The sequence below is a fragment of the Aliiroseovarius sp. S1123 genome, assembly GCF_023015885.1.
GTDB lineage: Bacteria > Pseudomonadota > Alphaproteobacteria > Rhodobacterales > Rhodobacteraceae > Aliiroseovarius.
The window spans coordinates 364,571-391,198 of the sequence record NZ_JALKBE010000002.1 but is presented as its reverse complement, the minus strand read 5'-3'; the positions used below and the strand labels follow the sequence as shown (position 1 = coordinate 391,198).

At 59.5% G+C, this 26,628-nt stretch carries 26 protein-coding genes and 1 tRNA gene; 17 read left to right on the top strand and 10 right to left on the bottom strand.

What is annotated here, in order from left to right; genetic code table 11:
• Positions 1–39 precede the first annotated feature (39 nt).
• Positions 40–966: an MBL fold metallo-hydrolase gene (locus MWU53_RS05380; protein ID WP_247091201.1), complete on the bottom strand. Its 927-nt coding sequence runs from the start codon at positions 964–966 to the stop codon at positions 40–42.
• 84 nt (positions 967–1,050) lie between these two features.
• On the opposite strand from MWU53_RS05380, the gene MWU53_RS05375 reads away from it, so the two are divergent.
• Together MWU53_RS05375 and MWU53_RS05370 are read left to right on the top strand one after the other, a co-directional pair.
• Positions 1,051–2,403 (top strand): ATP-binding protein, encoded by a 1,353-nt coding sequence (locus tag MWU53_RS05375; protein WP_247091199.1) that lies wholly within the window; start codon positions 1,051–1,053, stop codon positions 2,401–2,403.
• A gap of 69 nt (positions 2,404–2,472) precedes the next feature.
• Entirely contained in the window at positions 2,473–3,228 is a 756-nt protein-coding gene (locus tag MWU53_RS05370; RefSeq protein ID WP_247091197.1) for a class II aldolase and adducin N-terminal domain-containing protein, read from the top strand.
• Positions 3,229–3,266: 38 nt separating this feature from the next.
• On the opposite strand, the gene MWU53_RS05365 is transcribed toward MWU53_RS05370, so the two are convergent.
• Entirely contained in the window at positions 3,267–4,304 is a 1,038-nt protein-coding gene (locus tag MWU53_RS05365; RefSeq protein ID WP_247091195.1) for an NADP-dependent oxidoreductase, read from the bottom strand.
• A 97-nt stretch (positions 4,305–4,401) separates the two neighbouring features.
• Positions 4,402–4,478 (bottom strand) — tRNA-Ile (locus MWU53_RS05360).
• A gap of 135 nt (positions 4,479–4,613) precedes the next feature.
• Between MWU53_RS05360 and purM the strand changes: the two genes are divergently transcribed.
• From purM to rnd, 3 genes are all read left to right on the top strand, one after another.
• Positions 4,614–5,663 (top strand): phosphoribosylformylglycinamidine cyclo-ligase, encoded by a 1,050-nt coding sequence (purM, locus tag MWU53_RS05355; protein WP_247091194.1) that lies wholly within the window; start codon positions 4,614–4,616, stop codon positions 5,661–5,663.
• Positions 5,660–6,265 carry a phosphoribosylglycinamide formyltransferase gene (purN, locus tag MWU53_RS05350; RefSeq protein ID WP_348647025.1) on the top strand — a complete coding sequence of 202 codons (606 nt, stop codon included), beginning with the start codon at positions 5,660–5,662 and terminating at the stop codon, positions 6,263–6,265. The genes purM and purN overlap by 4 nt, the downstream gene beginning before the upstream one ends.
• 106 nt (positions 6,266–6,371) lie before the next feature.
• A complete protein-coding gene (gene rnd, locus MWU53_RS05345) occupies positions 6,372–7,532 on the top strand; it encodes a ribonuclease D (RefSeq protein WP_247091193.1) in 1,161 nt (386 codons plus the stop codon).
• A 7-nt stretch (positions 7,533–7,539) separates the two neighbouring features.
• Here the strand turns inward: rnd and MWU53_RS05340 are convergent, their stop codons facing one another.
• Entirely contained in the window at positions 7,540–8,019 is a 480-nt protein-coding gene (locus tag MWU53_RS05340; protein ID WP_247091192.1) for a hypothetical protein, read from the bottom strand.
• Positions 8,020–8,149: 130 nt separating this feature from the next.
• Here MWU53_RS05340 and MWU53_RS05335 point away from each other — a divergent pair, with 130 nt between their 5' ends.
• Positions 8,150–8,560: a SufE family protein gene (locus MWU53_RS05335; protein ID WP_247091191.1), complete on the top strand. Its 411-nt coding sequence runs from the start codon at positions 8,150–8,152 to the stop codon at positions 8,558–8,560.
• A 123-nt stretch (positions 8,561–8,683) separates the two neighbouring features.
• Here MWU53_RS05335 and MWU53_RS05330 read toward each other — a convergent pair whose 3' ends face one another.
• The 3 genes from MWU53_RS05330 to MWU53_RS05320 form a co-directional block, all read right to left on the bottom strand.
• Positions 8,684–9,322: a DUF1638 domain-containing protein gene (locus MWU53_RS05330; RefSeq protein WP_247091190.1), complete on the bottom strand. Its 639-nt coding sequence runs from the start codon at positions 9,320–9,322 to the stop codon at positions 8,684–8,686.
• Positions 9,322–9,507 (bottom strand): hypothetical protein, encoded by a 186-nt coding sequence (locus MWU53_RS05325; RefSeq protein WP_247091189.1) that lies wholly within the window; start codon positions 9,505–9,507, stop codon positions 9,322–9,324. The genes MWU53_RS05330 and MWU53_RS05325 overlap by 1 nt, the downstream gene beginning before the upstream one ends.
• Before the next feature lie 86 nt (positions 9,508–9,593).
• A complete protein-coding gene (locus MWU53_RS05320) occupies positions 9,594–10,298 on the bottom strand; it encodes a B12-binding domain-containing protein (protein WP_247091188.1) in 705 nt (234 codons plus the stop codon).
• A 188-nt stretch (positions 10,299–10,486) separates the two neighbouring features.
• On the opposite strand from MWU53_RS05320, the gene MWU53_RS05315 reads away from it, so the two are divergent.
• On the top strand, positions 10,487–11,563 hold the full coding sequence (locus MWU53_RS05315) for a PA0069 family radical SAM protein (protein ID WP_247091186.1): 1,077 nt from the start codon (positions 10,487–10,489) through the stop codon (positions 11,561–11,563).
• Between the two features lie 80 nt (positions 11,564–11,643).
• On the opposite strand, the gene bmt is transcribed toward MWU53_RS05315, so the two are convergent.
• The 3 genes from bmt to MWU53_RS05300 all read right to left on the bottom strand — a co-directional run bounded on the left by bmt (position 11,644) and on the right by MWU53_RS05300 (position 15,289).
• Entirely contained in the window at positions 11,644–12,660 is a 1,017-nt protein-coding gene (gene bmt, locus MWU53_RS05310) for a betaine--homocysteine S-methyltransferase (RefSeq protein WP_247091184.1), read from the bottom strand.
• 164 nt (positions 12,661–12,824) lie between these two features.
• On the bottom strand, positions 12,825–14,789 hold the full coding sequence (locus tag MWU53_RS05305) for a phosphatidylglycerol lysyltransferase domain-containing protein (RefSeq protein WP_247091182.1): 1,965 nt from the start codon (positions 14,787–14,789) through the stop codon (positions 12,825–12,827).
• A 188-nt stretch (positions 14,790–14,977) separates the two neighbouring features.
• The gene (locus MWU53_RS05300; RefSeq protein ID WP_247091180.1) at positions 14,978–15,289 is read right to left on the bottom strand and encodes a DUF1476 domain-containing protein; all 312 of its coding nucleotides are present in this window, start codon (positions 15,287–15,289) and stop codon (positions 14,978–14,980) included.
• Positions 15,290–15,572: 283 nt separating this feature from the next.
• Here MWU53_RS05300 and purC point away from each other — a divergent pair, with 283 nt between their 5' ends.
• The 10 genes from purC (at position 15,573) to MWU53_RS05250 (ending at position 26,503) form a co-directional block, all read left to right on the top strand.
• On the top strand, positions 15,573–16,337 hold the full coding sequence (purC, locus tag MWU53_RS05295; protein WP_247091178.1) for a phosphoribosylaminoimidazolesuccinocarboxamide synthase: 765 nt from the start codon (positions 15,573–15,575) through the stop codon (positions 16,335–16,337).
• Between the two features lie 12 nt (positions 16,338–16,349).
• Positions 16,350–16,580 carry a phosphoribosylformylglycinamidine synthase subunit PurS gene (gene purS, locus MWU53_RS05290; RefSeq protein ID WP_247091176.1) on the top strand — a complete coding sequence of 77 codons (231 nt, stop codon included), beginning with the start codon at positions 16,350–16,352 and terminating at the stop codon, positions 16,578–16,580.
• Positions 16,580–17,248 (top strand): phosphoribosylformylglycinamidine synthase subunit PurQ, encoded by a 669-nt coding sequence (gene purQ / locus MWU53_RS05285; RefSeq protein WP_247091175.1) that lies wholly within the window; start codon positions 16,580–16,582, stop codon positions 17,246–17,248. The genes purS and purQ overlap by 1 nt, the downstream gene beginning before the upstream one ends.
• 35 nt (positions 17,249–17,283) lie before the next feature.
• Entirely contained in the window at positions 17,284–19,062 is a 1,779-nt protein-coding gene (locus tag MWU53_RS05280) for an ATP-binding protein (RefSeq protein WP_247091768.1), read from the top strand.
• A 29-nt stretch (positions 19,063–19,091) separates the two neighbouring features.
• Complete coding sequence (locus MWU53_RS05275) at positions 19,092–20,426, top strand: sigma-54 dependent transcriptional regulator (protein WP_247091174.1); 1,335 nt, start codon at positions 19,092–19,094, stop codon at positions 20,424–20,426.
• A 74-nt stretch (positions 20,427–20,500) separates the two neighbouring features.
• Positions 20,501–21,280: an HpcH/HpaI aldolase/citrate lyase family protein gene (locus MWU53_RS05270; RefSeq protein WP_247091173.1), complete on the top strand. Its 780-nt coding sequence runs from the start codon at positions 20,501–20,503 to the stop codon at positions 21,278–21,280.
• Between the two features lie 95 nt (positions 21,281–21,375).
• Positions 21,376–22,374 carry a tellurium resistance protein gene (locus tag MWU53_RS05265; RefSeq protein WP_247091172.1) on the top strand — a complete coding sequence of 333 codons (999 nt, stop codon included), beginning with the start codon at positions 21,376–21,378 and terminating at the stop codon, positions 22,372–22,374.
• A gap of 213 nt (positions 22,375–22,587) precedes the next feature.
• Positions 22,588–24,087 (top strand): cysteine--tRNA ligase, encoded by a 1,500-nt coding sequence (gene cysS / locus MWU53_RS05260; protein ID WP_247091171.1) that lies wholly within the window; start codon positions 22,588–22,590, stop codon positions 24,085–24,087.
• On the top strand, positions 24,084–25,703 hold the full coding sequence (gene cimA / locus MWU53_RS05255) for a citramalate synthase (protein ID WP_247091169.1): 1,620 nt from the start codon (positions 24,084–24,086) through the stop codon (positions 25,701–25,703). The genes cysS and cimA overlap by 4 nt, the downstream gene beginning before the upstream one ends.
• Positions 25,700–26,503, top strand: coding sequence for a squalene/phytoene synthase family protein (locus MWU53_RS05250; RefSeq protein WP_247091166.1), 804 nt, complete (start codon positions 25,700–25,702; stop codon positions 26,501–26,503). The genes cimA and MWU53_RS05250 overlap by 4 nt, the downstream gene beginning before the upstream one ends.
• Positions 26,504–26,628 lie beyond the last annotated feature (125 nt).

Here is a 26,628-nt window from a genome sequence, read left to right as displayed (position 1 = left end):
GCTTATAGCCAGCGCGATTCCGGGCCGCAAGAGGCGAAATTAAATTTTTTCACCCTTCATCCGAAAAATTGCATTGGCCTCTAATTGTGGAGTCGCGGTGACGATTTCGCGGGTGGCGAGATCGATCAAGTGGGCAAAGACATTGCGTTCCGCGGCGGGGATCAGCGCTGCAGGGGTTTCGGTATAGATTTCGCGGGTCAGGGCGGAGATGGTTGCGTTTTCCAGACGGGTTAGGGTGGCCAAGATCTCGGCCTCGCGGGTCAGGCGGTGGTTGATCAGCCAGCTTAGTCGCGCGGCGGGGGCGTCGATTCTGTCGCCATGAGCGGGGTAGAAGACGCGGTCTTGGCGTGCTGCGAGCTTGCGACAGGAGGCCATGAATGCGGTCAGGTCACCATCCGGTGGCGAGACCAGAGAGCTGGCCCACTCCATGATATGATCACCAGTAAATACAATGTCTTGCACTGCAAAGCTGATGTGATTGGCGAAGTGGCCGGGGGTCCAGATTGTCTCGATCTGCAGCCCGCCAGCCGTGAATACCTCGCCGTCCGAGAGGGTAATGTCACAAGTAAAGCTGGCATCTACGCCTTCGCCGCCGGACGACAGGCCCCGCGCGACAAGATCGTGCATGACCGCGCTGCGGCCTGCCATTGCGTCGCCAAAGGCCAGAATCGGCGCGCCTGTTGACTCGGACAAAGAGCGGGCCAAAGGGGAGTGGTCCAAATGCGCATGGGTTACGAGGATCTGTGAGATCCGTTCGCCAGGCGCTAAGCCATCCAGAATGGCTTGCATATGCGTGGCGTCCGCGGGCCCGGGATCGATCACGGCCACATCGCCTTCACCCAGCACGAAGGTGTTCGTTCCCCAATATGTCATGGGCGAGGGATTGGGGGCGATGATCCGGCGAATGCCGGGCTCTAGCTGCTGCATGATACCTGCGGCGGGGCGATCTTTCGGCTCGGATACCATCAGCTGTCCTTTCTTGGTGTTTTCACCTTCCTGACGCTGCACCCGCCGCTTGGCAAGCGCGTCGCCGCGTCATAGGGTCGGGCCATGTCGCAGACGAACCGCCCTCAAGGCGCCAACTGGCGTGATTTCGCATGGCTGAAACAATTCATGCCGCGCGGGCTTTACGGGCGGGCGGCTTTGATTCTGATCGTGCCGATCGTAGCGCTGCAATTGGTGGTGTCGGTCGTATTCATTCAGCGACATTTCAACCGGATTACCGTCCAGATGACCGAAGCAGTGGTGGCCGAGGTGTCGTTGATTGTCAGCCAAGTCAATGCGTCTTCGACAGTGGAAGAGGCGCTTGTCGCGGCACGGGGTATTGCCAATCCGCTGGACACGCGAGTCGCATTGCCCGCCGAGCCTTTGCCCACGCAGCGACGGCTTGCGGATTTCACAGGCTCTCGGGTCGAGCGCACGTTAAAGAGGGGGCTGTCCGATCTGATTGGGGTCGATCTGGAAACGGACCGGTCTTTAGTGACAATGGCGATTGCGACCAATCATGGCGTTCTCCGCGTAGTGCTGGACCGGGACCGCGTTTCGGCAACGAATCCGCACCAATTGCTGGTGCTGATGGTGGTCACGGGGTTCTTGATGACCTTGATTGCTTACCTTTTCCTGCGCAATCAACTCCGCCCCATTCGCCGCTTGGCGCGTGCTGCCGAAGCCTTCGGGAAAGGGCAGGTGCTGCCCTATCGTTTGGCAGGTGCGACCGAGGTACGGGCGGCGGGTAAGGCTTTTCTGGACATGCGTTCGCGCATTGACCGCCAGATCGAGCAACGCACCTTGATGTTGTCGGGCGTCAGCCACGATTTGCGGACGCCGCTGACGCGGTTGCGTCTGGGGCTGTCGATGATCGAGGACGACGCACGTGACGATCTTCAGCGCGATGTGGATGACATGGAACGTCTGGTCGACGGGTTTCTGGGTTTCGCGCAGGCCGATGCGTTGGAAGATGCGCCCGAGCCGGTCGATCCGGTCGAGTTTGTACATCACCTAGCCGAGAACGCGCAGCGTGCAGGCATGAACGTAACGCTGGGCGAGGTAGCCGATCCCGGCGAACGCCCCCTGAGGCGTGCCTCGTTAGAGCGGGCGTTGGACAATCTGCTGGGCAACGCGACAAGGTACGGATCGCGCGCGCGCTTGTCCCTGTTGCAGGGGCGGGGCGATTTGCGGTTCGTGATCGAAGATGACGGGCCGGGCATTGCTGTTGACGATCGCGAAGAAGCGTTGAAGCCGTTTGCGCGCTTAGACAAATCCAGAAATCAGAACAACGGCTCGGGTGTTGGTCTGGGGCTTGCCATTGCCAGCGACATTGCGCGCGGGCATGGTGGGCATCTCCGCTTGGGAGAAAGCGCAGATCTGGGCGGATTGAAGGTGGAACTGGTCCTGCCGCTTTAGTTTGGTCGCAAATAAGCTCGACAGGTCGTGAATTGACCCGTCTTCTGGACCAAATCGAAAGGAGCTCTGATGACCTTGTCTGCCCCTATGCCCAATATCGCCCATTGGAATGAACGTGTTGATATGGCGGCTGCATTTCGCTGGACCGCACGCCTGAACATGCACGAGGGCGTAGCGAACCATTTCAGCCTTGCGGTGAATGACAGCGGCACCAAGTTCCTGATGAACCCCAACCAGATGCATTTCGCGCGGATCCGGGCCTCGGATCTTCTGGAAATCGATGCTGACGACCCAAGCACCATGGATCGCCCCGATGCACCTGACCCCACCGCGTGGGGCCTGCACGGGGGCGTGCATCGCCATTGTCCGCATGCGCGCTGTGTGATGCACGTGCACTCGATTCACGCGACGGTTTTGGCATCCTTGGCGGACAGTAACCTGCCGCCCATCGACCAGAACTGCGCCACCTTTTACAATCGCTATGTGATCGATGACGGCTATGGCGGGTTGGCGTTCGAGGATGAAGGCGAACGCTGTGCGGCCCTTCTGACCGACCCCAAAGTGAAGGTCATGATCATGGGCAATCACGGCGTTCTGGTGATCGGAGACAGCGTCGCGGACACGTTCAACCGGCTCTACTATTTCGAACGCGCCGCCGAGACCTATATCCGCGCCCTGCAAACCGGCCAGCCTTTGCGTGTGCTATCTGACGAGATCGCCGAGAAAACCGCGCAGGAGCTGGAAGAGTACCCCGAACAAGGGGACCGGCACATGGCGGAACTGAAAGCCATTCTGGACGATGAGGGCAGCAACTACGCGACGTAAATCGCTGCCCCTGTGTTGGTGACTTGTACTGCCACTGGCTATAGGTCGCCGACTTTCACCACCATCTTGCCGAAGCTCTTGCCAAGCAGCAGGTCGTTTAGCGCCTCTGGTGCGCTTTCCAATCCGTCGACCATTTGTTCTTTGTACTGAACTTTTCCTTCAGCCAACCATCCCGTCATGTCCCGTACGAATTCTTTGTACGTGCTGATCGGGAAGCTGTCGAAAATGATGAAGCCCTGCACTTTGACCTTCATTCGCAAGATGGTGCTCATGATCATGGGGCCAAAATCTGGGCCATCGGGCAATCCGGTCAAGTTGTACCACGCCACGACGCCGCACACCGGCATACGTGCGAATGGGTTTAGCAGGGGTAGTACGCCATAAAGGACCTTCCCGCCAACATTGTCGAAATACACGTCAATACCGTCAGGGCAGGCGGCCTTCAGCTGCTCTGCAAAATCATCTGCGTTGTGGTCGATGCAAATGTCAAAGCCCAAGTTATTCACAACATGCGCACATTTCTCGGCACCACCGGCGATACCAACAGCCCGACAGCCCTTGATCTTGGCGATCTGGCCGACTGTGGCCCCGACCGGGCCAGAGGCCGCTGCGACGACGACAGTTTCACCGGGTTTAGGCTCGCCGATTTTAAGAAGACCGGCATAGGCCGTGTAGCCCGGCATGCCCAGAATGCCCAAGGACCAAGACGGGTTGGTTGGAGATGCGCCAAGATTGACCACTTCGGTCCCGTCCGAGATCGCATAGTCCTGCCATCCGCTACCTGCAAGCACCAGATCGCCCTTGGTAAAGCCGCTCAGATTCGAGGTCACGACCTCTGCAACAACCTGACCCGTCATCACTTCGTCGATCTTCACCGGCTCGGCATAGGACTTTGCGTCATTCATCCGGCCGCGCATATAGGGATCCAACGACAGGTAAACGGTACGCAGCAGCATCTCGCCATCTTTCGGGGCAAGGATGTCTACGTCTTCTATGCGAAGCGTATTTTCGTCGGGCAGCCCAACCGGGCGTTCTGCAAGGACGATGCGGCGGTTTGTGGTCTGGGTCTGTGGCACGGGTTGCTCCTGTCTGTGTGACAGCGATGCTAGCTGTGTACGTAAGTGCTTGCGAGCGGATAATCCGCTTTTCGGAACTGTTCCAGTAAGGGAAGGATGGTAGGCCCGGCAGGACTTGAACCCGCAACCAAAGCGTTATGAGCGCTCTGCTCTAACCAATTGAGCTACAGGCCCACTGTTACTCTTGGTGGCGCCATTGCTAGCAAACTGTGGGCCAGCGTCAAGCAAGCCGTAGACTCTTTCTGCCCCTTACGCTATCGCAGGCGCAGAAAATTTGCCGCGCGACCACAGCCACCATGGGGGACAGACATGAGCGACGCATCCAAGGGCATCACCTACGCAGACGCAGGCGTGGATATCGACGCGGGCAACGCGCTGGTTGAGCGCATTAAACCGGCCGCCAAACGCACCAACCGTCCGGGCGTCATGGCCGGGCTTGGCGGCTTCGGCGCGCTGTTCGATCTGAAGGGCGCGGGCTTCAAGGATCCGGTTCTGGTCTCGGCCACCGATGGCGTGGGCACCAAGCTGCGCATCGCGATCGACACCGGCAACGTGGACACGATCGGCATCGATCTGGTGGCCATGTGCGTGAACGACCTTGTGTGTCAGGGCGCGGAGCCTCTGTTCTTCCTCGACTATTTCGCGACGGGCCGTCTGGAAACGGACAAGGCCGCACGGATCATCGAAGGCATCGCCAAGGGCTGTGAACTGTCGGGCTGTGCGTTGATCGGTGGCGAAACCGCTGAAATGCCGGGCATGTACGAAGACGGTGATTTCGATCTGGCCGGTTTCTCGGTCGGCGCGATGGAGCGCGGCACCGACCTGCCCAAGGGCGTCAAAGACGGCGATATTCTGCTGGGGCTGGCCTCGGACGGGGTGCATTCGAACGGATATTCTCTGGTGCGTAAACTGGTCGAGGTCTCGGGGCTTGGCTGGGATGCAGACTGTCCGTGGGATGGCGACATCACGCTGGGCGAGGCTCTGCTGGCGCCGACTCGTCTTTACGTCCGCCAGGCTCTGGAAGCTGTGCGGGCAGGGGGCGTGCATGCGCTGGCCCACATCACTGGCGGTGGCCTGACCGAAAACCTTCCGCGCGTGCTGCCCGAAGGGCTGGGTGCGCTGGTCGATCTGGACGCATGGGATCTGCCCCCCGTCTTCAAATGGCTGGCAGAAACCGGTGGCATGGATCAGGCCGAAATTCTGAAGACCTTTAACTCGGGCCAAGGCATGGTGCTGGTCGTTGACGCGCAGGCCGCGCAGCCGCTAACCGATCTTCTGACCAAAGCAGGCGAGACCGTGACACAACTGGGCCGCATCCAGAAAGGTGAGGGCGTCAGCTATCTGGGATCGCTCGCGTGAGTGACGCCGCCAAGAAACGGGTCGCCATCCTGATTTCAGGCGGCGGCTCGAACATGGTGACTCTGGCCAATGCGATGACCGGGGACCACCCCGGGCGCCCCTGTCTTGTGCTGTCGAACGTGCCGGATGCCGGCGGCCTTGCGAAGGCAAGGGTAATGGGCATTCCCACCGCCGTTGTGGATCACCGCGACTTTAAGGGCGACCGCGAAGGTTTTGAGGCCGCTCTGAATACCGTTCTGGATGCAGCCAATCCGGACATCATCTGTCTGGCCGGCTTCATGCGGATCCTGACCGAAGGCTTCACTGGCCACTGGTCCGGGCGCTGCCTGAACATCCACCCGTCGCTTTTGCCGAAATACAAAGGCCTACACACCCATCAACGTGCGTTGGATGCGGGGGACGCCGAAGCCGGCTGCTCGGTCCACGAAGTCACCGCCGAACTGGATGGCGGCCCGATCCTTGGACAGGCCCGTGTACCGGTCGAGCCGGGTGACACGGCAGACACGCTGGCCGCGCGGGTTCTGGTGCAAGAACACAAGCTTTACCCGGCCGTGCTGCGCCGGTTTGCAGACGGGGATAAAACCCCGATTCTGCTGCCCTAAAGTCGCAGGACGATTGCATCTTGGCGCAAGGCTTCCCTTTCGATGCGTTTCGCCTTAAACCCGGGCGAAACCCGTATCTGGTACGGTAATAAGCAGGTAGATATTTATGATCACGATCACGACCACCGAGGCCCTGGAAGAGTTTTGCATCCGCGCGACCTCGCACCCTTATGTGACCGTTGACACCGAGTTCTTGCGCGAGCGTACCTATTATTCCAAACTGTGCCTGATCCAGCTGGCCGTGCCGGGCAATGACGAAAAAGACGCCGTTTTGGTTGATCCTCTGGTGGATGGCCTGTCGCTGGAACCGCTTTACGAGCTGTTCCGCGATGAACGCGTCGTCAAAGTGTTCCACGCCGCCCGTCAGGATCTCGAGATATTCTTTGTCGACGCTGGTGTCTTCCCGCGCCCGTTGTTTGACACACAGGTTGCCGCGATGGTCTGCGGCTTTGGGGATCAGGTGGGCTATGAAACGCTGGTGCGCAAGATTGAACGGGCGCAGCTGGACAAATCCAGCCGCTTTACCGACTGGTCGCGCCGCCCGCTGACCGACGCCCAGAAGAAATACGCGCTGGGGGATGTGACTCACCTGCGCGGTATCTACGAGTATTTGTCGGACGAGCTGGACAAATCGGGCCGCGCCCATTGGGTGCAGGAAGAACTGACCAGCCTGACCAGCCCCGAGACCTATATCATCCACCCAGAAGATGCGTGGAGGCGTTTGAAAACACGCACCAATTCGGGACGCTTCCTGGGCGTCGCGAAAGAGCTTGCCCGTTTCCGCGAAGGCTATGCCCAATCGCGCAACATCCCCCGCAGCCGGGTGATGAAGGACGACGCGCTGCTGGAATTGGCCTCGACCAAGCCGCGCAACCTGCAGGAACTTGGCCGCTCGCGCCTGCTTTTGCGCGAGGCACGCAAGGGCGAGGTGGCTGAGGAGATCCTGAAAGCCATCGTCGTGGGGCTGGAGTTGCCGCAAGATCAGTTGCCCAAGGCGCCCGATCACTCAAGGGAAAAGCTTCAAGTGAATCCGGCTTTGGCTGACCTGCTGCGCGTGCTTCTGAAAGCGCGTTGCGAGCAAGAAAAAGTTGCTCAGAAACTGATTGCTTCCGCTGCGGATCTGGATGCGCTGGCTGCTGGAAAACGCGATGTGGCAGCTCTTACGGGCTGGCGTGCCGAGGTCTTCGGAAACGATGCGCTGCGCCTGTGCGAAGGCAAGCTGGCACTGGCCGCCAAGGGCCAGCGCGTCGAAGTTTTCGAAGTCTGATAATGACCTAGCGGCGGGCAGTGCGGCTTGTATTCGCTCCAACAACTCGAATCGTACGAACGCCCTGAAGCTTAATGTCCGACACGAAGTGTCCCACATAAACTTCACGCTGCTTCGGGCGCCCGGTCTGGGTTCGATAATAGGGTTCGGTAATCCGGAACATATAGGTCAGAACGCCGTTCTCCGCCCGCTCGAAGTTTTCAGCCACCAGTTCGGCATCCCAGTATCCAAGGCGCGGCGGCAGGCCTTTCGCGCGAATGATTGCACCACCCGGCGCACGCAGAACCTCAAGCTCGATCACCTCGGCCACAAGCCCGCGTGTGTCCTGATCTTCAAGAAAACCGCCTTCAGGGATAAGTGCGACTTCTTCGACGCCGTCAGAACTGAACCAACTAAACGGGTTAAGGCTGGCACTTCCGCCGCAGGCCGTCAGCGCCACCAACGACGCGGTCAACAGGGCAGGTGCGGCAAATCGGCGGAAAATCATGTCGGCTCCTTTATCTATGCCCAAAGGGTTAGCCCATGTGCGCGCCTTTGAAAAGACAGCAATCCGCGCCAAGGCTGGACCTTTGGCTGCGCAACGCTTAGGTCATGGCAAAACGACGAAAGGATCCCCCATGGCCAGCCCTGCATTTGAAGAGATTGTTGAGGATTTCGCCTTCTTGGATGATTGGGAAGATCGCTATGCGACGGTGATCGACATGGGCAAATCCCTGCCCGATATGGATCCGGCCCTGAAAGTGCCCGCCACCAAAGTTGATGGCTGCGCCAGCCAGGTTTGGCTGCACCCGGACATCACCGATGGCAAGTTCAGCTTTGCAGGTGACAGCGATGCGATGATCGTGAAGGGCCTGATCGCGGTCCTGTCCGCGCTATATACCGATCAGCCCGTGTCCGAGGTCGCCAAGATTGACGCCTCTGCCGAATTAGCCCGCCTTGGCCTGAACGAGGCCCTGTCCTCGCAACGCTCCAACGGGCTGCGCGCGATGGTCGAACGGATTCGTCAGTACGCGTCGGAAGCGGCCTGATCCTCTTTTTCTTGTCTCAAGTATCCCGGGGTTCGAAGGCTTCTTGGAAACTGTCCGGGGGACAGTTTCGCCTGAGAACGGGCGGAGCCCAAGCCGCAGGCGCGGGGGCAGAGCCCCACAGGCTCACACAGTGAGCCCGCCTAGTGCGGCTGCAAGATCCCCGTACCCGGTGAAGCGGCGCTCATAGGTCAAACCAAGCCGTTCGGCAGCAGCTTCGGCCATCTTATCCAGCTCGGGATTGTCGGTCTGCGCTAGGTACATCAACTTGGTGTAATGCCCGAAATACATGTCGCGCAGCTGCGGATGCCGATCCAGACCAAGCGGCTTGATGACGAAGCTCTCAAATCCGCGCGCCAGAAAATCGGTCAGATAGAATACGTCAATCTCGCCTTCAGCGCGCGCGCGGAAGGCATCATTGCCTTCAAAGAAGGAATAGCAATGCGGACCGCGGATCATTTTGATCCCCAGCTCTTCACACAGCGCGTCGAGTTGCCCGCCGGTGCCGCAATCCGCATAGGCCAGAAAGACGTGGTCATATTCGTCGCGGTGCTTGCCCACGGCAGCACGTACTGCGTCGGGAATCTTCTCGGGTGAATTGTGTAAAATTGCGGGCAGGCAGGTCAGGCTCATGTGATCCCAGCCGTTTAAGCGGATCAGCGCCAAGATCTCGTTCGCCAAAGCCCCACATGCCAAGATCAGTACCGATCCCGACCCTTGTGCCACATCCAGCTCATTATGGGTAAGCGCGTCGTCATTTAGCATCAGTCGTCCCGTCCCGCACTCAAGGCTCGCCATGCGATCGAGGCCAGCATCACCAGCGGCAGCAATGCCATCGCAACCTGACCATTCAGTTGCCCAGCCGCCGCCGCCCAACCAGCAACAAACACCGTCAGGCCACCAGCGGCAATCACCATCGTGATCAGAAAGATGAAACGTGTCTTGCTCATGGGATCAATCTGGGGGCGGGCGGTGGAAAAGAAAAGGCCCCGCCAGATGGCGAGGCCCAAATTCTCGGACTAAACCCGCATCGGGATCAGTGCGCGGCCAGCTGGTTGTGCTTGCTGGCCATGTATTCCTTTGCGGTTTCAACGGCGACAGCTGCGTCACGGCAATAGCTGTCAGCGCCGATGGCTTTGCCGAACTCTTCGTTCAGCGGTGCACCACCAACCAGAACGGTATAGTCGTCACGGATGCCTTTTTCGACCAGCGTGTCGATCACCACTTTCATGTAGGGCATGGTGGTGGTCAGCAGGGCCGACATGCCCAGAATATCGGGCTCTTCTTTTTCCAGGGCTTCCAGATAGGCTTCAACCGCGTTGTTGATGCCGATGTCGACAACCTCGAACCCAGCGCCTTCCATCATCATCGAGACAAGGTTTTTGCCGATGTCATGGATGTCGCCCTTCACGGTGCCGATCACCATCTTGCCCATGCGCGGTGCGCCGGTTTCAGCCAGCAGAGGCTTCAGGATGCCCATGCCGGTTTTCATGGCGTTTGCGGCCAGAAGAACTTCGGGTACGAACAGGATGCCGTCGCGGAAGTCGACGCCCACGATGGTCATGCCGCCGACCAGCGCGTCGGTCAGAACGTTGTACGGCTGCCAGCCGCGTTCCAACAGAATATTGACGCCTTCTTCGATCTCTTCAGCAAGACCGTCGTACAGGTCGTCGTGCATCTGCTGCACCAACTCTTCATCATTGAGTTCGCTCAGGATGATATCTTCTTCTTGATCAGACATGTGCGTCTTTCCCTGGCTGGAGGTCTATTACATACTTCCTAATGCGACATCTTGGCGCTTTAGGTCTGGGCAATTTGCGACATGGAGTGCCCTTTCACCGACCTGAAGGCAAATGAATATTCCGCGCCATGATTGTGAATATCATTTGATTGTTCCCCAAATGTTCCTATTTTGGTCCTATGGAAAAGATGGGTTCCGACAGAATTGATGCAGATTGCCGCCGCGGACGCGGTGCTGCGACCAATTCTGTCGGTCGATTCGAAGAATTTCAGCGTGAACGCGTCGATGATGGCTGGACAGAAGAGCCTCTGCCGCCGTTCCGAACCGAGGTGTTTATCGAACGCCCGCGCTCGGTCATCACCCGAAACAGCTCGCCTGATCTGGCGTTTGACCGATCCTTGAACCCGTATCGCGGCTGTGAACACGGGTGTATCTATTGTTATGCGCGACCGACACATGCGTGGTTGGGCTATTCCGCCGGGCTGGATTTCGAAACCCGCCTGATCGCGCGCCCTGATGCGGCCACGCAGTTGGAAAAAGAGCTGCGGAGGAAAGCCTATCAGGTGGCCCCGTTGGCGCTTGGGACGAATACCGACCCGTATCAACCCATTGAAGGGCGATACCGGATCATGCGGCAGGTGCTTGAAGTGCTTGAACGCTTTCAGCACCCTGTCCTGATCATCACCAAAGGCACGCTGATTGAACGCGATCTGGATATCCTGTCGCGGATGGCGGCCAAAGGGTTGGCACAGGTGGGGATCTCGGTCACCAGTTTACAAGCCGATCTGTCCCGCAAGATGGAGCCCCGTGTGCCCAGCCCAGTTCGACGTCTGCGGATGATCGAGACCCTCTCGGAGGCAGGAGTGCCTGTGCGTGTCATGGCGTCGCCGATTGTGCCGGGGCTGACCGATCACGAATTGGAGCCAATTTTACAGGCCGGGCGCGATGCCGGTGCGGTGGCGGCCAGCTATATCCTGCTGCGTCTGCCCGGCGAGGTCGCCCCGCTGTTTCAGGATTGGCTGGACGAGCACTATCCGGATCGCGCCGAGCGTGTCATGAACCGGGTCCGCGAAATGCGTGATGGGAAAGAGTACACGTCCGAGTTCGGTGAGCGATTTGTCGGGCGTGGTGTGGTGGCTGATCTTCTGAAACAGAGGTTTCAGAAGGCCTGCCAGCGGCTTGGGCTGGTCAGGGATCTGCCGGATATGCGCTGTGATCTTTTCGAACCACCCTTGCAGCAGGGTGATCAGCTAAGCTTGTTCTAGGTCCGTGGATGGACCCGCGCCTGCGGCGGGCAGGGCGCGCGCGCTGCGCGCGCGCCCGGTCTGTGTGGTAATGGCGTCGATCAGCTGCGACGGCGGCGGTTGCGGCGTGCGGGCTGATTGGCATCGTCGCCGGTGCCGTCCGAGGCAGATGAAAACCCACCAATCGCTTCCGAGATCTGGTCCAGCGTGGGGCGCGTTCCGCTTGCGGCGCGGGTCTCGAGCGCTTCACGCATGGCGCGCAAATGCTCGGGCGTCGTGCCACAGCAGCCGCCGATAATTTTGGCACCGCAATCGCGGGCCAGAACGGCGTAATCGGCCATCAGCTCGGGCGTGCCATCATAGTGGATGTGGCCGTCGACATATTGCGGAATACCTGCATTGCCCTTCGCGATGATCGGGCGTTCGGTCCCTTGAGCTGCGAAGCCCAGCACGGTGCGCAGAAGGTCGGCAGCACCCACGCCACAGTTGGCGCCGAAGGCAATGGGCGGGTTCGGCAGGGTTTCCACCATCTTCGCCAGATCGGCCGAGGTCAAGCCCATCATGGTGCGTCCCGCCGTATCGAAGCTCATCGTGCCGCACCAAGGCATACCTGCCAGTTCAGCAGCTCGGGCGGCAGCCTTGTATTCTTCCGGAGCCGAGATGGTTTCGACCCAAAGCACATCTGCACCACCTTCTTTCAGGCCCTCGGCCTGTTCGTGGAACATCTCGACTGCGTTGTCGAAGGTCAGCGAGCCCATCGGCTCCATGATCTCTCCCGTTGGACCAACCGAGCCGGCCACGATGACGGTCCGGCCCGATGCATCGGCGATCTCGCGGCCAAGTTCGGCGCCAACGCGGTTCAGTTCGCGTACGCGATCCTGAGCATCGTGCAGCTTCAGACGCGAGGCGTTGCCGCCGAATGTGTTGGTCAGGAAGATGTCCGATCCGGCCTCGACCGGGCCACGATAGAGCGCGCGGATATTGTCCGGCTTGTCGACGTTCCATAGCTCTGGCGCGTCGCCCGAGGTCAGGCCCATGTTGAACAGGGTCGTCCCGGTGGCGCCGTCCGCCATCAGCCAATCGCGTTCGTTCATTAGTTTCGTCAGGGCATCTGTCATGGGTGTCTCCGTTCACCGCTGGTCTAAGCGCTACCTGCCACGTAACGCCGCCGGGCGCAAATGCAATGCGTTCATGTTGCATTTGAATGGCGTTCAAATACGCAAAGTGATGTGCAGTGCGATTTGATTTCGATCTCGGGGCCAATTGGCATCGGATAATGCTGCTAGCGCTGCCGTTTGATGGACCCGAAATCAAACTTACGACAGATCTCGCGCGAGACATCAAGCGCCCCGAACGCAAGCGCCATACGCGAGGGCGCTGCCGCATAGAGAGTTTCCCAGTTAGGCGCGAAGGCGGTCTTGAACTGGCGCAGCCCGGCCGCTCCGCTAATCTTGTCCAGTTTCAGTCGAGCATGGTGGAATGCCCAAGGTTCGCCCGATTGTTCCTCTAACGGAACGGCCGCCAATGATAGGCGCGTGCAGCTGTCGGTTGCCGCCTGCGTGAGGGCGTAATTCAGCAGGGCGTGCATGGTGCCTTCAGGGGCATCAACACGCATGCGCATCAGGTCCAAAACCTGTTCCGCGGCATTCTCGTGAAGGGTTAGGAAACCAACAAGTGTGTCGTTCTGCCACGCTAAATAAACGCGGGCATGGGGCAGGTGGTCTGGATGCCATTTGCCCATCGAGAAACCACGTTCACCACCACGGTCCTTGCGCCAAGCATCGGCAATCTGCTGCATCTCTGCAAGAGGGAGGTCCGCGCCGGCTTCGCATAGCGCAAGTCCTGCCGACTCAGCCTGACGAAGTTTCCGACGCAGCTGGCGCTTGTTCGATCCGTCCAGCGTGAATGTGGTCGGGTTGATCCAGCCTTCGCGGGCAATGGGCAGAACCTGCCACCCTGCTTGGCGAGCGGTAGCGGCCCAGCGACCGCCTGCCTTATAGAGGAACGGCCTTAGGAAGCTGCGTTTTGCCAGCGCGCTGATGTCCGACAGCAGGGCTTCTCGGTCCGTAGCTGCCGAGAGCGGATCTGACAGAACCAGAAGACTTTGGCCGGAGGAGGCCGCCATCGCGGCAGGTTTTCCTTGCCTTGATGTCATCAAGGACAGTCGACCTTGGCGCAGCAAGCCTGCTTCGGCGCGTGGGGCTTCGGTGATGACCTGTGCCACATGTGCGGGTAGGCTGGGTGCCGATTTCAGAGATACCAGGGCTGGGCCAGAGGCGTCGGCTTTGGAACGGGATTTGGTCAAGGGCCCTCGAATTGTCACGACCGCTGCGATCAGTGCTGGCAGTGCATAATACACGGCGCGGAACGCCAGAATGGCGGCCAGAAGGGGCTCGGCGTCCAACGCAGGTAGCAGGGCAAGTAGAGTAATCTCAAACGCGCCCATCCCGCCGGGGGCGCTGCTGATTAGGCCCGCGCCTAAGGCCAGAAGATAGGCTGCGATCAAGGGCAGAAGCGCAACCTCGCACCCGTCGGGCAGGACCATCCACAGGGCGGCACCTGCGGCTGCGGTGTCAATCAGGGCCAGTGCCAGAAACGCGCCCATGGCGCGCAAGGGCGGGATGTGCAGGGCGGCCATGATCGAGGGGCGTACGACCGATAAAACGGCGAACACCGCAGCGCCCGCTAGAACCACCCAAGCGATCCAGCCCGCCCAGGGCAAGGTCATCGGGACCGTCAGCGCAATCATCGACGCGACCACGGCCCAGGCGGACAGGAAGGACGCGGCCACGATCGCCGAGATCCGCATGGCTTGCATCAAGGAGAGGTCCGGCAACATGCGCCAGCGGACGAAAGCGGACGAAATCACGCCAAGTCCGACGGTTTGCGACAGGGCGATGGCGGTAATCCCCGCCCGCTCAGCGGCTTTGGATGAGACATCGGTGCCGATCAGTCGATGGACGACTCCATCGTATTTCCCCAGAGCCCAGAACGAGATGACCGAAAACATAGTGGCACCAAGCCACTGTAAAGGAGAGACGGTTTTCAGAGAGGCGTAGATATATGGCAGATCCAACCCGCCCACACGCTGCCATAGCAGGACCACAAGGCCAACGGTTAGGCCAACAGGTAGCAACTGACGCAGCGCAGTACGGCGCAGGTCAATTCCGTTCTCGGCGCTGCGGGAAAGTGCAGCGGACAGCCCGCGATTGGCTGGTCTACCTGATCTGTCCTTGGCGTGTTTCATAAGCGAAGGCTCCCATCTTCTCCCGCATAGCCTTTGCGCAGCATGATGGCTTGCGGCGAAAGAAGTCTTAACGTCTCCAAATTTAGGAATTTCTCGCGCCTTCCTATGGGGCAGAGCGCCTGGTCCCTTTTGAGAAAAAGGCGCGTCTTTCGGACGCGCCTTTCAGCATTTTCAACTGATGAAGGGGATTAGCCCTCGTTCATAATCTCGTTCTTGGCTTGAGCCAGCAATTCGGCGCGTTTGGCGCGAACTTCATCAGCCGTGACGCTGTTGAGGTCGCCGGTAACTTTACGCACAACGTCTTCGTGGCCTGCTTCCTCGAAGTCCGAAACGATTACTTCGCGGGCATAAGCTTCGGCGTCATCGCCGGTTTTGCCCAGTTTCTCGGCAGCCCAAAGGCCAAGTTTCTTGTTGGCGCGGGCTTCGGCCTTGAAGATCATTTCTTCGTCATGGGCAAATTTGGCTTCAAAGGCGCTTTCGCGATCGTCAAAGGTGGTCATGGTGTTCCCTTATCAACTGGCGGGGTCTTGGTCTTACCGTGCACAAGCGGCATGCGCCTGCGTCCGCATTCCTGTCTGATATGCCAATCAAGGGCGCGCATCGCAACCCCGCTAGCGCTCTCAACGGGGTGATTTCCTGTATTTATTGTTTCGATGGTGTTTCTTGGGGGTGATATTCTTGCCCCACATGGGCCTTTCCCGTATAGGGCGGGCAACGACGGAGTCGCGCGCGGGCAGGGGGCCCGTGACGCGGCTATTCGTCCAACCTTACGCGAGGGACCCCATGGCACGGCGCAAGAAGCTTTATGAAGGCAAGGCAAAGGTTCTGTATGAAGGCCCCGAGCCCGGAACCATTGTTCAGTATTTCAAGGATGACGCGACCGCGTTCAATGCCGAGAAGAAGGACGTAATCGACGGCAAGGGTGTATTGAACAACCGCCTGTCCGAGTTCTTTATGAACGGTCTGACCCAGATCGGTGTGCCCAACCACTTCATCAAACGCCTGAATATGCGCGAGCAACTGATCCGCGCGGCCGAGATCGTGCCGCTGGAAGTGATCGTGCGCAACTATGCCGCCGGTTCCATGGCAAAACGTCTGGGGCTTGAAGAAGGCACCCGCCTGCCACGCCCGATTGTCGAGTTCTCGTACAAAGACGATGCGCTAGGCGATCCGCTGGTACCCGAAGAATACATCATCGCATTCGGCTGGGCCTCGCAGCAGGATATGGATGACATCGTTGCGATGGCGCTGCGTGTGAATGATTTCATGTCCGGCACCATGTTTGGCGTCGGTATCAAGCTGATCGATTTCAAGATCGAGTTCGGTCGCGTATACGAAGGCGATTTCCAGCGTCTTATCGTTGCCGACGAAATCAGCCCTGACAGCTGCCGTCTGTGGGACATCGAAACCGGCCAGAAGCTGGATAAAGACGTGTTCCGTCATGACCTTGGCAACCTGAATGATGCCTATACCGAGGTCGCGCGACGTCTGGGGGTTCTGCCCTCGAACGTAACCCATGCCGCCTCCAAACCGACCCTGATCAACTAAGGAAGTGTACCGATGAAAGTACGTGTTGATGTAATGCTGAAAACCGGCGTTCTGGACCCTCAGGGCGAGGCCGTGCGCCACGCGCTTGGCAACTTGGGTTTTGACGGCGTCGAGAAAGTCCGCCAGGGCAAAGTGATCGAGCTGGACGTGGCTGAAGGCACCTCGGAAGAGCAGATCAAGGATATGTGCGAGAAGCTTCTGGCCAACACCGTGATCGAAAACTACGCCATTCAGGTGCTGTGATGAAGGCGGGTGTCATTGTCTTTCCGGGTTCGAACTGTGACCGCGATCTTGCGGTCGCGTTCGAGCGCGCCGGTGCACAGGTCCAGATGATCTGGCACAAGGAAACCGAGCTGCCGACCGATCTGGATATCGTCGGCGTGCCCGGTGGGTTCTCGTTCGGAGATTACCTGCGCTGCGGGGCCATTGCAGCCCAGTCGCCGATTACCCGTTCGCTGATCAAACACACCGAACGTGGCGGCTATGCCATCGGCATCTGCAACGGCTTTCAGGTGCTGACCGAAACCGGCATTCTGCCCGGCGCGCTGATGCGCAACGCGAACCTGAAGTTCATCTGCAAACCCGTTGGTTTGAAAGTGGAAACCACCGAATGTGATTTCCTGTCGGGCTACGCGCAAGGTCAGGAAATCACCGTGCCGGTGGCGCACCATGACGGCAACTACAACGTCACGGATGAAAAGCTGGCACAGCTGCGCGATGAGGGCCGGATTGCATTTACCTATACCGACAATCCCAACGGCTCGACCGGCGATATTGCAGGCGTGATTTCCAAGAACCGTCGTGTTCTTGGCATGATGCCGCACCCGGAACGCTGCGTAGATGCGCTGCATGGTGGCACTGACGGGGTGGCAATGTTCCGCTCGTTGGTCGACAGCGTCGTCGCTGCCTGATTGTGATGGGGCGTGATGCGCCCTATCTTTCCCCTATGGGGGACGAGACCACACACACCTTGCCTGACCCGCGGCCACCGCGGCCCGGGGTCAGCATACGCGGGCGGCTGGTGCTGATCGCTTTGATCTCATTGGCCGTGGCGGTTGTCTATATTTCGAACCAGCTTCTGACCGAGCGCTATACCGAAACGACTCGCAACCGGGCCGAGCTGCGCGTGGCGCTCTATTCCGGCAACCTGATCAGCGAGTTACAGAGAAATTCCGTCGTCCCGCTTCTGCTGTCCCGCGATCCCGCGCTGATTTCCGCGCTGAACACCTCGGACTACTCGCAAAGTACCGCGCGTCTGATTTCCTATCTGGACGAGATTGAGGCCGCGTCGCTGCTTCTTCTCGACCGTGATGGGCGCGCCGTTGCCACGACAAATCGCGAAACACTCGGGTCGCAGCATCGCGCAGACCCTTACTTTGTCGGTGCACTGCGCAGTAACGAAACTGTTTTCACGACCGTCCAGACCGAGGCCGGGCAATACGCGTTCACCTATTCGCGCAAGATCGAACAGGCGGGCAATTTGCTGGGCGTGATTGTCGTCGGCGTGGACCTGCGCAAGTTTGAAGACAGCTGGGCTGGGATCTCGGACGCGGTTTTGGTGACGGACAGCGAAGGGAACGTGATCCTCGCGACCGAATCTCGCTGGCGCGGCAAGCCGGAAGGCGAGGCACTGGCGACGGTGTCCGCGCCCGAAGCGATCCGCCGCTCCGCCCGTCAGGCGATTGATTGGTCCGGCCTGCCTGCCGAAGTGCTCTATCTGGGCGAAGCGGTGATGCGGCATGAAACACGCGTACCGTTTCAGGGCTGGCGCATGACCTCGTTCACCTCATATGCCTCGGTGCGCGAGAAGGTGAATACGGTTTTGTCGCTGGAAATCATGACCTTCGCCATGCTGCTGTCGCTGCTCTTCTATGTGATCAGTCGCCGCGCCCAATGGCGCAGCGCAGAGTTCGCACAGGAATCAGCCGAGCTGCGCCAGCTGAACCTTGCCCTTCAGCGCGAGATTGCGGAACGCAAACGGGCCGAGGAAAACCTGCAAGTGGCCGAGCAGACATTGGCTCAAAGCTCGAAACTGGCGGCTCTGGGTGAGATGTCGGCGGCGGTCAGCCACGAGCTGAACCAGCCCTTGGCAGCAATGAAAACTTATCTGGCCGGTGCGCGCCTGCTGTTGCAGCGCAAACGCCCGGACGAAGCCCTGTCCAGTTTCCAGCGGATCGACGATCTGATTGGGCGCATGGGGGCCATCACCCGTCAGCTGAAATCCTATGCCCGCAAAGGCGGCGATTCTTTCGAGCCGATGGATGTGCGCGACTGCGTGTCCTCGGCGCTGTCGATGATGGAACCCCAGCTGAAGCGCCGTGAAGTCCGCATCACGCGCAATATTCCGCGCGATCCGGTGATGGTGATGGGCGATCGCTTGCGCTTGGAACAAGTCCTGATCAATTTGCTGCGCAACGCACTGGACGCGACCAAATCAGTCGAGCTGCCGCAGGTCGACATCATTGTCAGCCTTGGCGACTACGCCTTGATCTCGGTGCGGGACAACGGAAACGGCGTGGACGATTTGGACAGTCTATTTGAACCCTTCTACACGACCAAAGCCCCGGGTGACGGGGTTGGATTGGGGCTGGCGATCTCGTCAGGCATCGTTTCTGACCTTGGCGGGCGCTTAATTGCGCGCAACGGTCAGGACGGAGGGGCTGTATTTGAGGTCGAACTACCTATCTTAAAAGCAGAAGACGCCGATATTGAAGCTGCTGAATAGCAAACAAGAAGCGCACGCAGGAGGGCGCCATGGCACAGGCAATTAAAGTCGCAATCGTCGATGATGAACAGGACATGCGACAGTCCATATCTCAGTGGCTGTCCCTGTCGGGGTTTGAGACCGACACATTCCCCTCGGCCGAAGAGGCCCTGAAGAGTATTGGACAGGATTATCCGGGCATCGTTGTGTCCGACATTCGCATGCCGGGTCTGGATGGTATGGGCTTTCTGAAAAAGCTGATGAGCCAGGACAGCAGCCTTCCTGTCATCATGATCACCGGTCACGGCGATGTGCCGATGGCGGTCGAGGCGATGCGCGTTGGGGCGTATGATTTCCTGGAAAAGCCCTTCAACCCGGACCAATTAACCAAACTGGTGAAAAGCGCCACCCATAAGCGCCGTATGGCAATGGATGCCCGCGCGCTGCGTCGCGAGTTGGGCGATGGTACCACGATCATGAAGAAACTGATCGGGGCCTCGCCGATCATGTCGCGCCTGCGCGAGGACATTCTGGATATCGGTCAATCGGACGGTCACGTGTTGATTGAAGGCGAAACTGGCACAGGCAAGACCCTTGTGGCCCACGCGCTGCACGCGGTGGGGGCCAAGGCCGGGAAGCGGTTCGTCGTGACCTCGTGCGCGGGTGTGGACGAGGACGAGCTGACCCGTCGTTTCTTTGGTCCGATCGACGAAGGCGGGGTATTGCCTTTGGTCGAAGAGGCCCGTGGTGGTACTTTGGTGCTGGAAGATATTGAAGGCATGCCGATGGGGCTTCAGGCGCGGCTTCTGGCGTGGATGAACGATCAGGGTAGCCCTGCGGAAACGCGTGTGGTTGCGATCTGCAACCTGCAAGAGCAGGGCAAGACCTGCGAGGATTGCCTGCGTCCCGACCTGTTCTATCGCCTTGCGGCCATGAAGATCACTCTACCGCCGCTGCGTCAGCGCGGTGAGGATATTCTAATGCTGTTTACGGTCTTTGCCGATCAGTTCGCCGACGAATATGGCTGCGCTGCGCCGGGCGTTAGCGCGCAAGAGGCTGCCCAGCTTTTACAAGCCCCGTGGCCGGGCAATATTCGCCAGCTGGAAAACATCGCCGAACGTGCCGTCCTGCAATCGCGTCGCGGTTCGGGAACGATCTCGTCGCTTCTGATGTCGGACCATGACGAGGTGCAGCCGGTCATGACGACTGAGGGTAAGCCCTTGAAAGAATACGTAGAAGCGTTCGAGCGGATGCTGATAGACAACACTATGCGCCGTCACAAGGGCTCGATCGTGGGCGTGATGGAAGAGCTCTGTCTGCCGCGCCGGACCTTGAACGAGAAGATGGCGAAATACGGTCTTCAGCGGTCTGACTATCTGAACTAACGACCGGAGGGGCTTGCCGCGCGGGCAGGGATGCTCTAGCCTTATTGTTGCGATGTTAAGCAATGGAGGGCGCAATGCCGGCATCACCCAATCGGTTGAAGAAAAACCTGGCTGCAGGCGACATGCAGATCGGCCTGTGGCTGAACCTTGGCGATGTCTCGGCGACCGAGATTGCGGCGGCCGCGGGCTTTGATTGGTGCCTGATTGATGGTGAACACGCGCCTTATGACCCGGTGACGATCCAAAACCAGCTGCGCGCCATGACGGGATATGACAGCCACCCCATCGTGCGCGTCCCTATCGGTGAAGACTGGGTGATCAAGCAAGTCCTTGATCTTGGGGCACAAAGTGTCTTGGTCCCGATGGTCGACACCGCTGATCACGCCCGCCAGTTGGTGGCCGCCACCCGCTATGCGCCTGAAGGGCGGCGCGGCATGGGGGCGGCTGTGGCGCGGGCCTCGGGCTGGGGGCGCGTTGCGGATTACGGTGCCAACATCAACGACGAGATCTGCCTGATCGTACAGGCCGAAACCCGCGTGGCGATGGAAAACCTAGACGAGATTGCCGCTGTCGAGGGCGTAGACTGTGTGTTCATCGGTCCGGCTGACCTGTCCGCTGACATGGGCCATCGCGGCAACCCCGGCCACCCGGACGTGAAAGCGGCCATTGCCGAGGGCGTCGCCAAGATCCGCGCGGCGGGGAAGGCGGCTGGCATCCTGCATTACGACAGCACGAACTTTGCCTATTACCGTGATCTTGGCGTGACCTTCCTTGGCGTCGGGTCCGAGGCCTCGCTTCTACGGGCGGCAGTGCATCAGACTCTCTCGGACGCGCGCAAGGCGGTTACTGGCTGACACAGACGTGACGGGATGCGACAATAGCGCGCCTTGGGCGGGCTTTCGCAACGGTCAAGCGCGCGTTACATCAGGGCAAGCCGAAAGGATCCCGCATGAGCAAGAAACCTTATTTCCCGCCTCCGCCCCCAATTCCCGAGAAGACGCGCTTGTTTCAGCGCACGCCGCCTGCGATCTTTCCGCCGATCATGGGTCTGTTCGGGCTGGGTCTGGCATGGCGCCGCGCCACTGACGGGTTTGGCGTTTCAGGCGCTTTCGGAGACATGATCCTTGGCGCCGTTACGCTACTTTATCTATTTTGTCTCATGGCTTACGTCGGAAAGTTAATGCAAAGGTCCGCTACATTTGGTGAGGATCTGAAGATCCTTCCGGGGCGGGCTGGCATCATCGCTATGGTGCTGTCGGGCTATTTGTTGGCGGCAACGGTCGTGCCGTTCTCGACCACTTTGGCAACCGTGATCTTTGGCCTGGCATTGGCCGCCCATGTCATCGTGGTTATGCGCGTGGCGCACAATCTGATCACTGGCCCGATCGAGGCAAGGTCGGTCACGCCGGTCTGGCACCTCATATTCGTGGGCTTCATCCTGAGCCCGCTGGCCGCGCTTCCGCTAGGTCTTCACACTTATTCGTCGGTGGTGTTCTGGATCAGCCTCGCCATCGCGCTGGCCATCTGGGGGGCCAGTCTTGCGCAGTTCATCCGCGCAGACGTGCCGCCTCCGCTGCGCCCGCTGCTGGCCATGCACCTCGCACCAGCCAGCGTGTTGGGCACCATTGCGTTCCTGATCGGTCAGGTCCAGATCGCCTATGGTCTGAGCGTTCTGGCCGTGGCCTTGCTAAGCTTTCTGGTCCTGCGGGCCCGTTGGCTAACCGTCGCCGGGTTCAGCCCGCTTTGGGGCGCGTTTACCTTCCCGCTGGCGGCGTTTTCGACTGTGATGCAAATTGCTGCCGTTCACACCGGATCAGACACTCTGCGGATCATCGCGGGGCTTAGCCTTGTGACCGCATCGCTGATCATCCCGCCCATTGCCTATAAGGTTGTGATGATGTGGTCCAAGGGCGTTCTGGCAGTGAAAACCAACGCGGCACAGGCCTGATCTTGGTCAAGCGGGGTGACAACCCGCTTGGCAGACATGTGCAAGCCTGATAGCGTCATGGCCATGAAACGGAAAAGCATCATCATTATCAGCTGCATTACCCACTGACATCTTCAGGCGGGCCGTTCTTCTATTCCATACATGTCAGGAACTTGCTAAGCCCGCACGGGAAAATCCTGTGGGAACATTTGCGCGCGGACGCACGAGGACAACATGACGGATATCAAGCTTTACAACACGATGGCGCGGGCGAAGCAGGACTTCACCCCGATCGACGATAAGAATGTCCGCATGTATGTCTGTGGGCCGACGGTCTATGATCGCGCCCATCTGGGCAACGCGCGCCCTGTGGTGGTGTTTGATGTGCTCTATCGCCTGCTGCGCCATGTCTATGGGCCGGATCACGTGACATATGTGCGCAACTTCACGGACGTCGATGACAAAATCAACGCGACCGCGCTGGCGCGTAAGGAAGCGGGCGCCCCGGGCACGTTGGAAGAGCTTGTCCACGAACGCTCGAACGAGACGATCGCGTGGTACCTGAACGACATGCGCGCGCTGGGGGCGATGGACCCCAATGAAATGCCGCGTGCGACCGAGTTCATCCAGCCGATGATCGACATGATCGAGGACCTGATTGCCAAGGGTCACGCCTACCCGGACGGGGCGGGGCATGTGCTGTTCTCGGTCAAAAGCTATGAGGATTACGGCCAACTGTCGGGCCGCTCGGTCGATGACATGATCGCCGGTGCGCGGGTCGAGGTCGCGGATAATAAGCGCGACCCGATGGATTTCGTGCTGTGGAAGCCCTCGACCGATGATCTGCCCGGCTGGGACAGCCCGTGGGGCCGAGGTCGCCCCGGTTGGCACATCGAATGCTCGGCCATGAGCCACGATCTGCTGGGCGCGTCGTTCGACATTCACGGCGGCGGCAATGACCTGCAATTCCCGCACCATGAGAATGAGATTGCGCAGTCGAAATGCACCCATCCCGATGCAGGGTTTGCTAATTACTGGCTGCATAACGAGATGCTGCAGGTCGAGGGCAAGAAGATGTCCAAGTCGCTGGGCAACTTCTTCACTGTGCATGATTTGCTGGAGCAGGGTGTTCCGGGTGAAGTGATCCGGTTTGTGTTTTTGGGCACCCACTATCGCAAGCCGATGGATTGGACCGAGAAGAAGCGAGCGGAGGCCGAGGCAACATTGCGTTCTATTGCTCAATTGTTTGGCGGAGATCCACACTCGAGAGAATGGTACCTGCGGGGCAGAGGAAATGTTCCTCAGGAAATATTGGATGCCCTTAGCAATGATCTGAATACCTCTTTGGCGCTGACGTACATTAGAAAATACGTGAAGAACCGCGAGCTTTCTAAGCTTGATGCCTCGCTGCGACTGATGGGGTTTGAGCCCGAAGCACTTGTTGAGAAATTTCATGGTTTTGAAGTGCATGCGGGCGACAATGGTGTCGTAAGAGGTGTGAGCTACCACGGTGATGGGAGCGTTTCGAGCGAACACTCCGAGGTTTTGCGGTCGTTGTCTGCCCAGCTATTCGATGCACGTGAAACTGCAATGGAAACCAAGGACTTCTCTGAAGTGGATCGCCTGAAAGCCGCTTTGCTTGATGCGGGTGTTGAGGTGCGGATGAGTAAGAATGGTGTTGAGCTTCTACCCGGTACCGGCTTTGACGCCTCAAAATTGGAGGGGTTGCTATGACCGAACGTCTCTATCTCTACGACACCACGCTACGCGATGGTCAGCAGACCCAAGGCGTGCAGTTCTCGCTGGCGGAAAAGCAGCAGATCGCGACCGCTCTGGATGCGCTTGGTGTGGACTATATTGAAGGCGGCTGGCCCGGTGCGAACCCCACCGACAGCGACTTTTTCGATGCGGCCCCCAAGACCCGCGCGACCTTCACCGCCTTTGGCATGACCAAGCGGGCAGGGTACTCGGCCGAGAATGACGATGTGCTGGCGGGTGTGATGAACGCGGGAACCGACGCCGTTTGTCTGGTGGGCAAAAGCCATGATTTCCACGTGACCACCGCGCTTGGCATCACGCTGGACGAGAACTTGGAAAACATCAGCGCGACAATGGCTTACATGGTCAAGGAAGGGCGCGAGGCGCTCTATGACGCCGAGCATTTCTTTGATGGCTACAAGGCCAATCCCGACTATGCGCTGGCCTGCGTGAAAGCCGCCTATGACGCCGGTGCGCGCTGGGTTGTGCTGTGCGACACCAATGGCGGAACGCTGCCCCATGAGGTGTACGAGATCACCAAGGCGGTCATCGCCGCGGGCATCCCCGGCGACCATCTGGGCATCCACACCCATGACGACACCGGCAATGCCGTGGCGTGTTCGCTGGCCGCAATCGACGCAGGCGCACGTCAGGTGCAAGGCACGCTGAACGGGCTGGGCGAGCGCTGCGGCAATGCCAACCTGACCACGCTGATCCCGACGCTATTGACCAAAGAACCTTACGCCAGCCAGTTTGAAACCGGCGTCAGCCGTGATGCGTTGGCGGGTCTCACGCGCATGTCGCGGCAGCTTGATGACATCTTGAACCGGGTACCGAACAAGTCCGCGCCCTTCGTCGGCGCCTCGGCCTTTGCGCATAAGGCGGGGCTGCACGCGTCAGCGATTCTGAAGGACCCGACAACCTATGAACACATCCCGCCCGAGACCATCGGCAACGCCCGTATCGTGCCCATGTCGAACCAAGCGGGGCAGTCGAACCTGCGCGCCCGTCTTGCAGACGCCGGGATCGAGGTCGAAAAGGGTGATCCGCGCCTGAGCGAGATCCTGAACCGCGTGAAAGAGCGCGAGGATCAGGGCTATGCCTATGACGGCGCACAGGCCAGTTTCGAGCTGGTCGCGCGCGATGTTCTGGGCCAGCTGCCGCGGTTCTTCGAGGTGAAGCGCTATAAGGTCACGGTCGAGCGCCGCAAGAACAAGCGCAACCAGATGATCAGCCTGTCCGAGGCGATCGTGGTGGTGAAAATCGGCGATGAAAAGAAGCTGTCCGTGTCCGAGAGCATGGACGCCTCGGGCACCGATCGTGGTCCGGTGAACGCGCTGGCCAAGGCGTTGGCGAAGGATTTGGGTCCGTATCAGGACATCATCGAAGATATGCAGCTGGTCGACTTCAAGGTGCGCATCACCCAAGGCGGGACCGAGGCGCAGACCCGCGTGATCATCGACAGCGAAGACGACGCTGGCCATCGGTGGTCGACCGTCGGCGTCAGTCCGAACATCGTCGACGCCTCGTTCGAGGCGCTGCTGGATGCGATCATTTGGAAGCTGCTGCGTGATGGGGCGCAGGCCGCATGACGACTGCCCCTGAAGATTATGATCCCATTGCCGCCTGCGCCGAGCAGGTTCTAAAAGGCGATCCGGATCGTTTTCTGGCTGCAATGAGCGGCACAGTCGAAGAACGCAAACGGCTTTTCCCGCTCTATGCGTTCAATCTGGAAGTCGCGCGTGCACCTTACATGTCGCAGGAGCCGATGGTGGCCTTGATCCGACTTCAGTTCTGGCGGGATGTGGTCATGGGCGCCGTTGATGGGACCGAGGCACCGCGCCACGACGTTGCCACACCGCTGTCTCAGCTGGTGATTTGGGGCGATATGCGGGCCGATCCATTGTTGCGGATCATTGAGGCGCGCGAAGGCGACGTGCAGGGTGACCAACCCCAAGGCGTCGATCAGGTCCGCGCTTATCTGCGCGCGACCTCTGGCGCGCTGATGCTCGCGGGTGGACAGCTCTGCGGCATGATGGAATTTGCGGGCGACTTTGAGGTCGACACTGCGCTGGAAGATCTGGGTGAAGCGGTGGGAGTGGCCAACTGGTTGCTGGCTCAACCCGCACTGGCAAAGGCTGGGCGTGGTCATGTGGCACCGGATGCCGAGACCATTCAATTGCTTTGTGCGCATGGGCTAGAGCTGCTGTGTAATGCGCGCACCGTTTTAGGGCATCAGGGCAATCCCGCCTTGCGCAGCGCGTGGCGGGCGCAGGGGATCCTGAAACAGGCATCCAAGCAGCCCGCACTTGTGGCCGAAGGGGCGCTTGGCGGCGCCGAGGTCACCCGGCGCGGCCGTATGCTGTGGCTGGGGCTGACGGGCCGCTGGTAGGCGCGCCGCCTATTCACCCCATGTACCATTTTTGACGCCAGCGACGCAGCTCTTGCTTTGCGCGTATCTGGCGATCGCATTGGACCTTTCTTTCATCCCGATAGGCGGGTTTCTGTCCGTCAGTC

Excerpts from the sequence above, each read along its gene's own strand:
- MWU53_RS05380 (WP_247091201.1), bottom strand. The coding sequence starts at position 966 with ATGGTATCCGAGCCGAAAGATCGCCCCGCCGCAGGTATCATGCAGCAG.
- MWU53_RS05375 (WP_247091199.1), top strand. The coding sequence starts at position 1,051 with ATGTCGCAGACGAACCGCCCTCAAGGCGCCAACTGGCGTGATTTCGCA.
- MWU53_RS05370 (WP_247091197.1), top strand. The coding sequence starts at position 2,473 with ATGACCTTGTCTGCCCCTATGCCCAATATCGCCCATTGGAATGAACGT.
- purM (WP_247091194.1), top strand. The coding sequence starts at position 4,614 with ATGAGCGACGCATCCAAGGGCATCACCTACGCAGACGCAGGCGTGGAT.
- rnd (WP_247091193.1), top strand. The coding sequence starts at position 6,372 with ATGATCACGATCACGACCACCGAGGCCCTGGAAGAGTTTTGCATCCGC.
- MWU53_RS05340 (WP_247091192.1), bottom strand. The coding sequence starts at position 8,019 with ATGATTTTCCGCCGATTTGCCGCACCTGCCCTGTTGACCGCGTCGTTG.
- MWU53_RS05335 (WP_247091191.1), top strand. The coding sequence starts at position 8,150 with ATGGCCAGCCCTGCATTTGAAGAGATTGTTGAGGATTTCGCCTTCTTG.
- MWU53_RS05330 (WP_247091190.1), bottom strand. The coding sequence starts at position 9,322 with ATGCTAAATGACGACGCGCTTACCCATAATGAGCTGGATGTGGCACAA.
- MWU53_RS05325 (WP_247091189.1), bottom strand. The coding sequence starts at position 9,507 with ATGAGCAAGACACGTTTCATCTTTCTGATCACGATGGTGATTGCCGCT.
- MWU53_RS05320 (WP_247091188.1), bottom strand. The coding sequence starts at position 10,298 with ATGTCTGATCAAGAAGAAGATATCATCCTGAGCGAACTCAATGATGAA.
- MWU53_RS05315 (WP_247091186.1), top strand. The coding sequence starts at position 10,487 with ATGGGTTCCGACAGAATTGATGCAGATTGCCGCCGCGGACGCGGTGCT.
- bmt (WP_247091184.1), bottom strand. The coding sequence starts at position 12,660 with ATGACAGATGCCCTGACGAAACTAATGAACGAACGCGATTGGCTGATG.
- MWU53_RS05305 (WP_247091182.1), bottom strand. The coding sequence starts at position 14,789 with ATGAAACACGCCAAGGACAGATCAGGTAGACCAGCCAATCGCGGGCTG.
- MWU53_RS05300 (WP_247091180.1), bottom strand. The coding sequence starts at position 15,289 with ATGACCACCTTTGACGATCGCGAAAGCGCCTTTGAAGCCAAATTTGCC.
- purC (WP_247091178.1), top strand. The coding sequence starts at position 15,573 with ATGGCACGGCGCAAGAAGCTTTATGAAGGCAAGGCAAAGGTTCTGTAT.
- purS (WP_247091176.1), top strand. The coding sequence starts at position 16,350 with ATGAAAGTACGTGTTGATGTAATGCTGAAAACCGGCGTTCTGGACCCT.
- purQ (WP_247091175.1), top strand. The coding sequence starts at position 16,580 with ATGAAGGCGGGTGTCATTGTCTTTCCGGGTTCGAACTGTGACCGCGAT.
- MWU53_RS05280 (WP_247091768.1), top strand. The coding sequence starts at position 17,284 with ATGGGGGACGAGACCACACACACCTTGCCTGACCCGCGGCCACCGCGG.
- MWU53_RS05275 (WP_247091174.1), top strand. The coding sequence starts at position 19,092 with ATGGCACAGGCAATTAAAGTCGCAATCGTCGATGATGAACAGGACATG.
- MWU53_RS05270 (WP_247091173.1), top strand. The coding sequence starts at position 20,501 with ATGCCGGCATCACCCAATCGGTTGAAGAAAAACCTGGCTGCAGGCGAC.
- MWU53_RS05265 (WP_247091172.1), top strand. The coding sequence starts at position 21,376 with ATGAGCAAGAAACCTTATTTCCCGCCTCCGCCCCCAATTCCCGAGAAG.
- cysS (WP_247091171.1), top strand. The coding sequence starts at position 22,588 with ATGACGGATATCAAGCTTTACAACACGATGGCGCGGGCGAAGCAGGAC.
- cimA (WP_247091169.1), top strand. The coding sequence starts at position 24,084 with ATGACCGAACGTCTCTATCTCTACGACACCACGCTACGCGATGGTCAG.
- MWU53_RS05250 (WP_247091166.1), top strand. The coding sequence starts at position 25,700 with ATGACGACTGCCCCTGAAGATTATGATCCCATTGCCGCCTGCGCCGAG.